General features: G+C 66.3%; 12 protein-coding genes. 6 read left to right on the plus strand and 6 right to left on the minus strand.

The genetic code is table 11. From position 1 onward, the window contains the following. Nucleotides 1-219: 219 nt before the first annotated feature. The 5 genes from AWY79_RS18105 to AWY79_RS18940 all read left to right on the plus strand — a co-directional run bounded on the left by AWY79_RS18105 (nt 220) and on the right by AWY79_RS18940 (nt 5,987). Entirely contained in the window at nt 220-1,020 is an 801-nt protein-coding gene (locus AWY79_RS18105; protein ID WP_078063590.1) for an HAD hydrolase family protein, read from the plus strand. Nucleotides 1,021-1,300: 280 nt separating this feature from the next. Beyond that, nucleotides 1,301-2,725: a DNA integrity scanning protein DisA nucleotide-binding domain protein gene (locus AWY79_RS02925; RefSeq protein WP_066800032.1), complete on the plus strand. Its 1,425-nt coding sequence runs from the start codon at nt 1,301-1,303 to the stop codon at nt 2,723-2,725. A gap of 14 nt (nt 2,726-2,739) precedes the next feature. Continuing rightward, nucleotides 2,740-2,967 (plus strand): competence protein ComEC, encoded by a 228-nt coding sequence (locus tag AWY79_RS02930; RefSeq protein WP_066800035.1) that lies wholly within the window; start codon nt 2,740-2,742, stop codon nt 2,965-2,967. Between the two features lie 178 nt (nt 2,968-3,145). Further along, nucleotides 3,146-5,719 carry a methyl-accepting chemotaxis protein gene (locus tag AWY79_RS02935; RefSeq protein ID WP_066800038.1) on the plus strand — a complete coding sequence of 858 codons (2,574 nt, stop codon included), beginning with the start codon at nt 3,146-3,148 and terminating at the stop codon, nt 5,717-5,719. A gap of 103 nt (nt 5,720-5,822) precedes the next feature. Continuing rightward, nucleotides 5,823-5,987: a hypothetical protein gene (locus tag AWY79_RS18940; RefSeq protein ID WP_158509843.1), complete on the plus strand. Its 165-nt coding sequence runs from the start codon at nt 5,823-5,825 to the stop codon at nt 5,985-5,987. Here the strand turns inward: AWY79_RS18940 and AWY79_RS02940 are convergent. The 5 genes from AWY79_RS02940 to AWY79_RS02960 form a co-directional block, all read right to left on the minus strand. After that, nucleotides 5,975-7,063, minus strand: a complete 1,089-nt coding sequence (locus AWY79_RS02940; RefSeq protein WP_066800040.1) for a hypothetical protein — start codon at nt 7,061-7,063, stop codon at nt 5,975-5,977. The genes AWY79_RS18940 and AWY79_RS02940 overlap by 13 nt on opposite strands. Nucleotides 7,064-7,137: 74 nt before the next feature. Continuing rightward, nucleotides 7,138-8,184 (minus strand): GGDEF domain-containing protein, encoded by a 1,047-nt coding sequence (locus AWY79_RS02945; RefSeq protein WP_066800043.1) that lies wholly within the window; start codon nt 8,182-8,184, stop codon nt 7,138-7,140. A gap of 615 nt (nt 8,185-8,799) precedes the next feature. After that, nucleotides 8,800-9,063, minus strand: a complete 264-nt coding sequence (locus AWY79_RS02950) for a hypothetical protein (protein ID WP_066800046.1) — start codon at nt 9,061-9,063, stop codon at nt 8,800-8,802. 77 nt (nt 9,064-9,140) lie between these two features. Then, the gene (locus AWY79_RS02955) at nt 9,141-9,572 is read right to left on the minus strand and encodes a DUF2784 family protein (RefSeq protein WP_158509844.1); all 432 of its coding nucleotides are present in this window, start codon (nt 9,570-9,572) and stop codon (nt 9,141-9,143) included. Then, on the minus strand, nt 9,569-10,393 hold the full coding sequence (locus AWY79_RS02960; RefSeq protein WP_233490985.1) for an alpha/beta hydrolase: 825 nt from the start codon (nt 10,391-10,393) through the stop codon (nt 9,569-9,571). Before AWY79_RS02960 ends, AWY79_RS02955 begins: the two co-directional genes overlap by 4 nt. Before the next feature lie 84 nt (nt 10,394-10,477). Between AWY79_RS02960 and mobA the strand changes: the two genes are divergently transcribed. Further along, a complete protein-coding gene (mobA, locus tag AWY79_RS02965; RefSeq protein WP_066806945.1) occupies nt 10,478-11,083 on the plus strand; it encodes a molybdenum cofactor guanylyltransferase in 606 nt (201 codons plus the stop codon). A gap of 609 nt (nt 11,084-11,692) precedes the next feature. On the opposite strand, the gene AWY79_RS02970 is transcribed toward mobA, so the two are convergent. After that, on the minus strand, nt 11,693-12,328 hold the full coding sequence (locus AWY79_RS02970) for a cyclase family protein (protein ID WP_066800056.1): 636 nt from the start codon (nt 12,326-12,328) through the stop codon (nt 11,693-11,695). Between the last annotated feature and the right edge of the window lie 9 nt (nt 12,329-12,337).

Genomic DNA, 12,337 nt, shown 5'->3' on the forward strand with positions numbered 1-12,337 from the left:
TCAGACGGGAGGTGCGGCCTTTCCGTGCTGCGCCGGAAATCGCGTCTGGCCCCTTTTCGCCGCCAGCCGGGTCCGTGGGCCCGGTTCGGATCGGAAAATGCGTTTCCAGGCATTTCTGAAGGCAAAAACGGGGTTGCCCGCCGGTTGTGCCCTCCGATGTTGCGTGGTTGTGCGGGTCAGGATAGTCTGTGGGCCAAACAGCATAGCCAAGGAGCCGACATGGCCGCTTTCCCGCCCGTCACCCTGCTGGTCCGAAACATCGAGAAATCCGCCGCGTTCTACGCAAAGGCCCTGGGGTTCGAGCTGGCCTGGAACGGGCTGCTCATGGGGCCGTACGGCCAGTCCCTGCGGTTGGCCGAGGCCCGCGAAGCCACGTCCGGCGGGTGCGTGGTCGTCACCCTGGAGGTGGTGGACGTGGACCGGGCCGTGAACGGTATCCTGGACAACGGCGGCGGCCGGGCCGAAAAGCTCCTGGGCGACCGCCCCCTCTACCTCGGCCCGGACGGCGAGATGCTCGCCCTGGCCGGGCGCGGCCTGCCCGGCGCGGAACGGGTCAGGCTCGTGGTCTACGATTTCGACGGGGTCATGACCGACAACCGGGTCATCACCGACCAGGCAGGGAACGAATCCGTGCGCGCCAATCGCAGCGACGGGCTGGGCGTGAACCTGATCCGCGACCTCGGCATCGAACAGGTCATCCTCTCCACCGAGGTCAATCCCGTGGTCAAGGCCCGGGCCGACAAGATCGGCCTCGAAGCCGTCCACGGCATCCGCGACAAGGGGTCCGCCCTGCTCAACCTCGCCGAAAAACACCACATCTCCCTGAGCGAGGTGCTGTTCATCGGCAACGACGTCAACGACGCCGACGCCATGGGCTATGCGGGCTTCAAGGTGGCCCCCGCCGACGCCCACCCCGCCATCCTCGCCCTGGCCGACTACGTCACCACCGCCCCCGGCGGCCACGGCGTGGTCCGCGAACTCGCAGACGTCCTTACCGCCGCCAGGGGGCGGGCTACTTAGGAGGCGGCTTTCACACCCCGCCCTCCTGTCCGAAGGCCCTCCCCTGGAACGTTGTTGAGGCGCAGCCTCAAACAGTGGCTCCCGCTTACCCCGACGTCTCACCCCAAGGCCCTCTTCTCTTCTGCACTCCTGCACTCCTTCCTCCCCCATACCCCCCCAAAAAGCGCCTGCGGGCCGCAGCCCGCCCCCACCCCCTCATCATTCTCTGGACTTTTTCAAAACGATCGGTCTATGTGAAAAAATGAACGAAGGGGGCGCAGGATCACTGCAGGAGCCGGACATGTCTGAATCATCATACGAAAACATCTGCATCTTCCACATCCTCGACGGATTGCGGGAGGGCCTCTCCCATTTCTCCCCGCCGAGCCGCGCGGCCGTGGTCTACGCCGTGCGCCCGGACTCGCCCCCGCGTATCTGCGACCCCCAGGGCCTCCTCGAAGGCCACGAGCCCAAGCTCCGGGACTACTATCTCTATTCCAGCCGCTGGCGCGGCAAGAAGCTCCCCACCGACGGAATGCGGGTCATCCCGCAGGACGAGGCCGGGCTGGACCTGTCGGGCCTGATCACCCTGGGCGCGCGCTCTCCCGCCGTGGCCTACCAGATGTGGTTCACGGAGGAGCACCCGGACATGTGCTCCCTCGGCCCCACCCGCTGCTGGCTGGAGTACGCCGCCGAGATGCTCTCCCAGGGGTTCGCCTCGGGCAGTGTCCAGGGGCTGGACACCGCCGGTTTCCTGCTCCAGCACTGCGCCATCCACGCGGTCCGCGACTTCATCGTGGACGAGCGTTCGCGGCTGGGTTGGCTGGACACCCACATCCGGGTCTATCCCTTCCTGGACGCGATCATCGGGGTCTCCTCGACCAAGGAGGAAGGGGCCTGGCCGCGCGGGCGCATCGTGGTGGTCGAGCCGAGCCAGCTGGGGGAGGTCCGGTTCGTCTGCCGGTTCCCGCAGAACGAGCAGCCGCAGCTGGTGAACATCAAGCACGTGCGCAAGCTCTTGCAGGCCGTGGAGGACTCGGGCCGGGTGCTGGTCTCGGACGGGACCTCGGTGCACGGCATCGCCGTGGGCCCCATGCCCGGGGCGTACCTGGCCGCCCAGTTCTCCGGCACCCACGGGTTCCTGTGGATCCGCGAGGACATGGTCTGCAGCTTCTCCAACGGCCGGTTCCATTCCGGCAACCTGCTGGCCAACCTGGTCCAGTTCGAGGAGCAGCTGCTGGAGACGGACATGACCATGCAGAAGCAGAACGACCTGTTCAAGATCGTGACCAAGATCGTCAACCGGGTGCGCGACCGCAAGCACGGCTGCACGTTGGTGGTGGACATGGGCCGCGAATCATTGGAGATGTCCGGCCAGCATTTCGTGGAGCCCCCGGACCTGCGGGACAGCAGCCAGCTCAAGCTCGCCTGCTCCCTGGCCAAGCTGGACGGGGCGCTGCACATCGGCCGCGACCTGCGGTTGCACGGCTTCGGCTGCCTCATGGACGGGCGCAGCGTGCCGGGCGAGAACCGGGCCAGGGGCGCGCGCTTCAACTCCGCCCTGCGCTTCACCGCCGAGCACGACGACCTGGTGGTCGTGGTGGTCTCCGCCGACCGGCCCGTCTCGATCATCAAGAACGGCGTGGAGCTGACCGCCCTTTGCCACTTCCAGCAGATCTGCGGCCTGCGCCGCCCGCCGCTGCTGGCCGAGTGGCTCATGAACTAGGGCGCTCCCGGCACATGCGCACCGACTGGCTCACCGACCCGCTGTTCCTGGCCCTGGCCCTGCCCGCCCTGGCCGCGTCCGGCCTGCTGGTCCAGATGGTCCTCTCCCTGTTCCGCTGCTGCGCGGCCTTCAAGCTTAGGGGCCGCGCGGTGCAGCTCAAGTGGTGGATGATCCCCGCCACCTCGGCCCTCTGCGGCCTGCTCTGGCTCCTCGCCGCCCTCTCCGTGGTCTACACTTCCTGACGGTTGCACCTGTTGGTAATCATTATGATTCTCGATGTAACACAAACGTCGTGCTCATTTAACGCGACCGTTACTCTCCTGTAACAAATCGGGCTATTCAAAACGGCTTGCGCGGTTACGGTTTCCCCTCACCAGATTGTAAACGGCGCGGCGGCGTCGGTTCGGAAGAGGGGAGACCATGAGACTCAGCATCAAGATATTGCTGTTCTGCCTGTTGGTGGGGATCGTCCCGCTGGCGGGCATGGCCGGCTACAGTTTGCGCACCGCGTCCGTGAGCCTGGAGGAGCAGTCCTTCAGCAAGCTCGTGTCGTTGCAGGAGGCCAAGTCCCACGAACTGGAGGGGCTGACCGACACCTGGAATCGGGACATCGTCATGTATTCCGAGGCCAAGTACGTGTACAGCGCCCTGGTCCGGCTGCGCGACATCGTTTTTTACGCGGCCAAGCCCGGGGTCCGCATGGACGTTTCCGACGAGGAATACGCCCACGCCCTGCGCATGGTCGCCCCGGATTTCGAGCCGTGGGTCAAGGTGCGCGGGTATGCCGACGCCCTGGTCCTGGACGACACCGGGCGCATCGTCTTCTCCCTGGCCAAGGGCAAGGAGCTGGGCGAGGACATCGCCAAGGGGCCGCTCTCGGGGAGCCGGTTGGTCGGGGCCTGGCAACGCGCCCTCAAGGGCGAGACCGTGTTCGTCGATTTTCATCCCTACGCTCCCCTGGACGGGCTGCCCTGCGCGTTCATCGCCGCTCCCATCCGGCGGCACGGCCAGGAGATCGAGGGCGTGGCCATGCTGCGCATCCCCATCGATTCCGTGAACAAGGTCATGCACACCCGCGCCGGGCTGGGCGAGACGGGCGAGGCCTACCTGGTCGGCCCGGACTCCCTGATGCGCTCGGACCTCCATTCCGACCCCGTGGCGCACAGCGTGGTCGCCTCCTTTGCCGATCCCCGCCGGGGGGCCATGCGCTCCGAGGCGGCGGAACTGGCCCTCAGGGGACAGAGCGGGCGCATGCAGGGCATGGATTATCGAGGCCGCGAGGTGCTGGCCGCCTATTCCCCGATCCCGGTGGGCGACACCGCCTGGGGCCTGGTGGGCAAGATCGACGCGGACGAGGCCCTGGACCCGGTGCGTCGGCTGCGCAACGCGGCCATGGTCGTGGGCGGCGGGTCCGTGGCGGCCATCATCCTGGTGACCCTGGTGTTCCTGCGCTTTACCCTGCTCAAGCCCCTGGACGGCCTCCGCCAGTACGCGGTGCGCGTGGCCGAAGGGGATCTGGACGCCCGGCCCGAGGGCGTGTTCAGGGGCGAGCTGGGGCAGGTGTCCGAGGCCATCGAGCGCATGGTCCGCAACCTGGGCGAGAAGATGCAGGAGGCCGAGGAGGCCTCCAGGCTGGCGAGCAGCCGCGCCGCCGAGGCCGAGGCGGCCATGGTCCGGGCCGACGGCGAGCGCAAGGCGCGCACGGACGCGGCCCGCGCCCAGCGCGAGGGCATGCTCCAGGCCGCGGGCATGCTGGAGAGCGTGGTGTCCGGCATGCGCGAGGCATCGTCCACGGTGAACAAGGAGTCGGACAGCATCATGGCCGGGGCCAACAGCCTGAGCGCGCGGGTGGAGTCCACCGCCACCTCCATGGAGCAGCTGGCCGGGTCCATCCGCGAGGTGGCCGAAAACGCCGAGACCGCGTCCAGGGACGCCGGGCACGCCCACGAGCGCGCCCGCGAGGGGTCCGAGGTGGTCCGCCGGACCGTGGAGTCCATCGCCGAGGTCCACACCATCACCGAAGCGCTCAAGAAGCAGGTGGCCAGCCTGGGGTCCAAGGCGGACTCCATCGGCAAGGTCATGAACGTCATTTCCGACATCGCGGACCAGACAAACCTCCTGGCGTTGAACGCGGCCATCGAGGCGGCCCGCGCGGGCGAGGCCGGTCGCGGCTTCGCCGTGGTCGCGGACGAGGTCCGCAAGCTGGCCGAAAAGACCATGGACGCCACCCGCGAGGTGGGCGGGTCCATCTCCGCCATCCAGTCCGACGTGCGCGAGAACATCAAGGGCATGGACAGCGCGGCCGGCAAGGTCGAGGTGGCCAACCGGCTGGCCGGGGAATCCGGCGCGGCCCTGAACGAGATCATGGAGTTTTTCGAGACCACCTCGCGCCAGGTGGAGGCCATCGCGGCCGCGTCCACCCAGCAGTCACAGGTGGGCGAGGAGATCAACAGGGCGGTGAGCGAAGTGGACGAGGTCTCCTCGCGCACCGCCGCCGCCGTGGCCCAGACCGGCGGGGCGATCACCGAGCTGACCGGTCAGATCGAGACCCTGTCCAAGCTCTACGGGCTGTTCATGCTCCTGGGCGAAGGCACGGTGCAGCGCCAGGTGGAGTCGTTGGCCAAGGCCCCGGACCTGATCCAGGGCAGGCCGTCGCAGCAGCTCGCCCTGCTGGCCAAGGTGGTGCGCGACAACCCCAGCCTGGAGATGGCCTGGATCACCGACACGCGCGGCATTCAGGTCACGGAGTACGCCACGGCCCACGGCGTGGTTCCGGGGGGCATCGGCGGCCCCGGGGCCAACTGGTCCGACCGCGACTGGTTCCGCGAACCCATGCGCACCGGTGAGAGCTTCATCTCGAATATCTATTATTCCGACACCATAGAGGATTACTGCCTGACCGTGGCCACGCCCGTGAAGGACAGGGAGGGGAATATTCTCTCCCTGCTGGCCGTGGACGTCCGGCACGGGACCCAGGCCGGGGAGCGGGTCTAGGCGGGTTCCCGGGCCGCGACTCGCAACCTTCGGGAAATCGTTACGGAGCGGTCATGTACGGGCAGGTGTGAGCGGTACTCTCCACGAAACAGGGAGTATCGCCATGATCTGGTTTTCGCACAAGAAGTATACGGCCGAGTTCTACGCAGCCGGTCTCGCCGATATGGTTCGGCTGGCGCGGCAGGGCACCCGGTTCATGACGCTGGTGGCCGGGGCGGCACTGCTGGTCATGACCGCAGCCAACGTCGGCGTGATCTACGGCCTGTAGCGGCGCAGGTAGACGAACAGGCCGACCACGGCGGCCAGCCCGAACCCCCAGGCCAGCCCGGTGACGGGCAGGGCGGGGCTTTCCTCCACCGCCTGCGGGGTGTTGACCACGCCCGCCTGTTCCGGGACCTGCAACCCGAACCGGGCCAGGGCCGTGCCGTCGAAGCGCAGGGACGGAGCCGTGGGCCGGGGGAGCATTTCCCTGACCGGTTCGCCGCCCAGGGCCCGGCGCACCAGGCCTGCGGCGTCGCGTCCCGCGTCCACGCCCGAAATCATCAGCCCGCCGACCACGCCGGAATCGGGCCAGGCGTCGCGCATGACGAACACCGGCGAGGCGATCTTCTCGCGGAACAGCGCTTCCAGCTGGCCGTCGCTCACCGGGGTCTCGTCCGGTTCCTCCGAATAATCCAGCAACAGCACCACGCCGTCCGACGGCACGCTGGCCAGGGTCTCGCCCAGCAGGTCGAGGTCCAGCTTGCGGTCGTTGCCCGGCTCGAAGCCGGGGAAGAGCACCTGGGCGCGGTCCGCGTACTTGCCCATGGCCTTGTTCGCGGCGTCCATGAGCGGGCGGGACTCCTCGGCGTTGTCGGCCACGGCCACCACAAGCCGGGTGGCGGGCCGCATGGCGAAGATGAGGTCCACACTGGCGGGGATGTCGTAGCCCATGGGGATGGCCGCGCAGTCGGTGCACAGGGCCATGTCCCCGGCGTCCGCCTCGGGCAGGGAGCAGGCCACCACCGGCGCGTTCGGGAAGAGGAGGGGGCCGTACTTGCGCGCAAAGGCGAAGGCGATCTCCCCGTCGGCCACCACGTACTGCGCGGAGTACCCGGCCAGTTCGGCGGACAGCGCCTCGAACATGTCGTCATAGGCATCCTCGGACTCGGACTCGGGCCGGACGAAGATCCGGCGCACCTCACCGTCCGTGCCCAGTCCCTCGGCGAGGCCGGCGGCCACGGCATCGGTCCAGGGCGTGGAGGAGCGGTCTGAATGGAGCAGCGCGACCTGAGCGGGCGCGGCCAGGGCGGGCGCGCACAACAGGCAGAGCAGGGGGAGTATGGCCAGCAATCGGAAATGCATAACTCTCTCTTCTCGCTAAGGTTTTACATAGGAAAGTTATCGGCAAGCGCCGATAAAGCCGGTCTCCCGGCAGCTCACTTCGGGGCGGAGCAGGCGCGGTTCCGGCCGCTGTTCTTGGCCTGATACAGGGCGCCGTCCGCAGCGCCGATCAGGTCGCCGGAGTTCCAGCCCACCTTCATCCGGGCCACGCCCACGGACACGGTGAACTTGAGCGGCGTTTCCGAGAGCTGGCCGTTGGTCCGCACCCGAAAGTCGTACCGTTCCACGTCGGCCCGGAGCGCCTCGGCCTTGACCGCGGCGCGGTCCAGGTCCATGCCCGGCATGACCACTACCAGCTCCTCGCCGCCGTAGCGGGCCGAAAAGCCGTCGTACTGGATGGCGTGGGTGCTGACGAGGCGGGCCAGGGCGCGGAGCACGTCGTCACCCGCCTGGTGGCCGTAGGTGTCGTTGACCTTCTTGAAGTGGTCCACGTCGATCATCATCAGGGAGAGGGGGGCGCCGGTCCGGGCGAAGGTCTCGGTGGCCTCCCGGAGGAAGGCGTCCAGGGCGCGACGGTTGTGCAGTTCGGTGAGCAGGGGGTCGAAGTCGGCGGTCATGCGGAAGTGCTCGGCCTTGGCGTTGAGCACGCGCGCCTCCTCCCGGAACTCCTCGATGATCTCCTGGAACATGCCGCGCACCTTGGAGACGATGAGCGACTTGCGGCTGCCGTCCTGGATGGCCTCAACGGTCTCGTTCTGGAAGTTGGTCAGCCGCTTGTCCTGGCGGGCGGTGTTGCCGTGCATGGTCGAGATCATCTCGTTCATCTCGTTCATGAGCACGGCGGCGGTGCGCTTCTCCTGGGCAAGGGCCTCCTCCAGCTCCAGGGCGCCGATGGTCTGCATCAGGTACATGTCGAGCATGGCCAGCAGGGCTTCCAACCGCTCTTCGGAAAAGTCGTTTTCGATCAGCTGCTCGCAGATCTCGAACTGGATTTCGGACTTCTTGTCGTCGTCATAGATGGTCAACCGGGGGAGGAGATTGCGGACGAACAGGACGATGGCGCGCCAGTCGCTTTCCCTTTTGGGCGCGGATTCGCGCAGGGTTTTGAAGAATAGATCAATGTCGTTGCAGGTGTTGCTCATGGTGCAGCCTTTCCGAGTTTGATCCCCACCGCAGGGCGAACGATATGGAAGGAAGAATAATGTATTGTGGTTGGATAGCACCAATTCACGGGCAGCTTCAAGAGGAAAACCTGATTCAAACAAAGAAAAGAAGTGTGCGCCGGGCCGGGTTATCCGGCTTTGCATTAGGGCCAGACATTTCAAAATTGTATTTTATGACGGCCTGATGCGTTTATTGATGGCGCACGGTGCTCTTGGGGGGAGCGGGGCGACTCGATTCGCCAAATGTGTTTTCGAAGAAATCGGTGTCTATTTCCTCCCATCCTCCGTCATGAATCCCTGTAAAAACCCGCTGTCGGGTGTCCCTTGCCGTTGATTAAAATATACGCCCCCCCAAAACCGTAGGCAAGGGGGGGCGGGGGTTTTCCGTCCACTTTGCGTGCAACCCTCGGACAGGGTTGAAGATAAAAATGCATTTTGTTTCAGGGGGGTGACGAGTCACCGGGAAGAGACAGGGAAAAGGATGAAGATGCAATTATGACAATGTATTACCCTCGCGCGCGAAAGGCAAGAGAAAAGGCGGAAACACCCCCGAAAGGGTGCTTCCGCCATCAGGTGCGGGGTGGAAAAATCCGCCTAGGCGTCCTCAAAGGGATCGCTGATCAGGTCCAGGACCCTGGAGTGGTCCAGCCGGTGCACGGCCGCGTCCTGGCCGGAAAGGGCCAGCCCCAGGTCCCTGACCCCATTCTCGGCTTCGACCGCTTCTTCGCGGCCCAGGTTCCGGGAAACCACGGACATGGCCTCGTCCAGTTTTTCGGTGGTGCGGGCCTTGAGTTCCTGTATGCGATCAAGGGCGCTTTCCAACGGGTCGCGCGTCCGGATCGGATCGATAGCGGGCATAGTGTGTCCTCCTTGCAGGCTGGAGAAAGCAAAGCAAAACCCGTGCTGTAATAGAAAATTGTCCGTATTTCAGCTTGTTAGGATTTCACGTCCCTGGCGGGCGGCAGCTTTTTCCCCCTCCGGACCGGGACCAGGAACAGGGTCAGGACGATGAGCCCGAAGAACGCCGCGTAGCCCACCGTGAACCAGGCAGGGTCGAGATCGAGAAACAGCAGCCGGTCCAGCCAATACCCCACGAACGACCGGCCACCGCCGTCCCCCCGGCCCGCGGCCCGGCGCAGGGCCGCCTCCCACTCGGTCAGCGGGCAGAGCCGCCCGGCCACGGTCTCGGCCAGGACAAAGCCCATCAACGCCACATGGGACCAGCGGAACCACGGGTTGCGCACGAACCGGACCCCCGCCGCAGCCCCGATCCAGATGACCGGCAGGCTCAGCGCGTTGAAGGCCGCTATGCAGAAATGGAGGACCAGGACCGCGTCGGCCAGGAAGAGAAGGGTCCCGTCCGTCACCGGCACTGGCCGCCCAACCCGGACAGGAACCGGGCCAGGGCGTTGGCGTACGGTTCGCCGGTGTCCAGGAATCCCTTGTTGTGGTCGCCCGTCAGCTCGAAGAACGTCTTTTGTCCCGCGTACCCTTCATACAGTCTTTTTCCCAGGGCATACGGCACCACGTCATCGTCCGGGCTGTGCAGGAACAGCCCCGGCAGGTCCAGCCCCGCAAGGGCCGCCGCGCTGTCGTACCGGAACCGGGACAACCGGCGCACCGGGAGCCATGGGTACATATATGCGCCCATGTCCGGCACCGAGGTGAAAGTGGATTCCAGGATGATCCCGGCAGGGGCGATCCCCTCGTCCGCCAGCTCCCGCGCCAGCCGCGCCGCCACGCCGCCGCCCAGGCTGCGCCCGAACAGGACCACGGAACCGGGGTCGGTCCCCCTGTCCATCAGCCGGTCCCAACAGGCGCGCGCGTCCGCGTACGTCCCCGCCTCGGACGGCTCGCCGCCGCTTTGGCCGTATCCCGAATAATCGAAGAGCAGGACCGACAGCCCCAGGTCGTGAAAGATGCGCAACGACTCCAGCCGGTGTGAGATATTGCCCCCGTTGCCGTGGCAGAACAGCAGCGTCAGCCGCGCTCGCCCGCAGGGCAGCCACCAGCCGTGGATATCCGTGCCCAGCCGGTTCCGCAGCCGGACGTCCTCGTACTCAAGGCCGATCTCGCCGGGCGTGGCCACCAGCTCGCGCCGGGGGCAATAGACCATCCCGCGCTGCGAAAAATAAATCCACGCAGCCAGCAGCGCATACCCCGCGCACATGCCGAGCAACAGTTTCATCACCGTCCACATGGGTGGACAATACACCGTCGCCCGCCGTTGTACACCCTTTCCATTTCGACCGCCTTGATCTACCTTTCCTCCATGCAGATCGCAGGCATCATCCTTGCCGGAGGACTCGGCACCCGCATGGGCCACGTCAAGAAGGCGTTCATGACCATCAACGGCCGCACGACCCTCGACCGGCTGCTCGACGTCTACCGCCCGCTGTTCCCGGAAATCCTCCTCTCGGCGCGCGAACCCGCCGATTACGCCGACTACCCGTACCCCGTCGCGCCCGACCTGTTCGAGGCCCGTTCCTCCCTCACCGGCATCCACGCCGGACTCGCCGCCATGCGCGCCCCGCACGGGTTCATGGCCGCCTGCGACGCCCCGTTCCTCCAGGCCGGACTCGTCCGCATCCTGCTCGAACACGCCACTCCCGAAGCCGACGTGGTCATCCCCCTCAAGGACGACGGCTACGTCGAGCCGCTTTGCGCCATCTACTCCAAACGGTGCCTGCCCCACATCGAGACCCAGCTCGAAAACCAAAACTTCCGCATCATCTCCTTCTTCGACAAGGTCAACGTCCAACACGTCCCGGTCTCCCTGCTCCGCCAGGCCGACCCGCACCAGCTCTCCTTCTTCAACGTCAACTCACCCGACGACCTCCGACAGGCCGAAGCCCTCTCCCGCGAACTCGGCGTGTAAGGGGCTGGCAGCAGGAGAAGAGGCCTCCGGCGGGCCCTCGCCGGGCGGGCGTCTCCGACGGCTTAAGAACCTTTTGGAAAAGGTTCTTAAGAATCTCCCAAACTTTTTGGGTCGCTGCGCGAAGGACGTGCGGGAGCGGGGTGGCGAGTGTTGGAAGTTGGGGGAGGGTGAATTGCGGTGAGTGGGTGCGGCTTTGCGGTATGGGTGGTGGTGTGCGGGCAGGCGGTGTCCCGGAGCGTTCGCGCCGGACGGCTGCGGCGCGCGGTCAGCCGCCCGGCGCGAACCCTCCGGAACGGTGGCCCAACGCCGCTGGCACGGAGGGGCTGAACGCAACAGCCTGGCTTCGCGGCGTTTTTGAACACCGTCCAGAAATGGATTTATTTTAAACGATTTCAGACTATTCCAACAAAAAAACCGCGAGCTGGGGCGGAGATGGCGGCAGACATTGCCGGGCCAAGCGGCAGGGCGTCCCGCGCGGTCCCTTCCGCCCCCGCACGGCCCCGAGCGAAGCGAAGCGAGCGCCAAAAAGTTTGGGAGAGTCCAGAGAACCTTTTTCAAAAGGTTCTCTGGCGGGGTCCGGGGCAGCGCCCCGGCCGCCGGAGGCCTCCCCTAGAACGTAATCCCCACGGCCCGGCAGGGTGAGGCTTCGCCGTCGAGGAGGCGCAGGGGCAGGCAGCAGAAGACAAAGGATTCGGCGGGCAGGCCGCCCAGCCGGGTGAGGTTTTCGACGATGACGAGGCCGTGGTTGAGCAGGGTCTGGTGCGTGGGCAGGGAGGCGGAGTCCACGGGGTCGGGCGAGGGGGTGTCGAGGCCGACGCCCTTGAGGCCCAGCCCGGCCAGGAACCGGGCCGCGGTTTCGGACAGGGTGGGAAAGTCCCTGTAATAGCGGTCGGTTTGCCAGTGCTGGTCCCAGCCGGTGCGGAGCAGGGCGAAGTCGAGGTTGTCTATGTCGGCCAGCGGCGCGAGGTCGGGTTGCTGGATGACGGGGGCGGCCAGGCTGGTCAGGTCGAGGACGGCTCCCCAGCCGGTGAAGTTGTCGGGCCCGAGTTGGTCGAGGGTGGGCGCTTCGGTGAACAGGTGTGCGGCGGTGTCCACGTGGGTGCCGACATGGGTGGAGAGGGCCAGCCCGGTCTGGGCGAAGCCGTGTTTCCTGATGAAGTGGGTGCGCCGCAGGCTGGGCGTTTCGTCGCCGGGATAGACCGGCATGCCGGTGCGGATGACGTGGCTCAGGTCAATGGTCTTCATGGCGTCCCT

Origin of the sequence: Pseudodesulfovibrio indicus, from assembly GCF_001563225.1 — a bacterium.
GTDB lineage: Bacteria > Desulfobacterota > Desulfovibrionia > Desulfovibrionales > Desulfovibrionaceae > Pseudodesulfovibrio > Pseudodesulfovibrio indicus.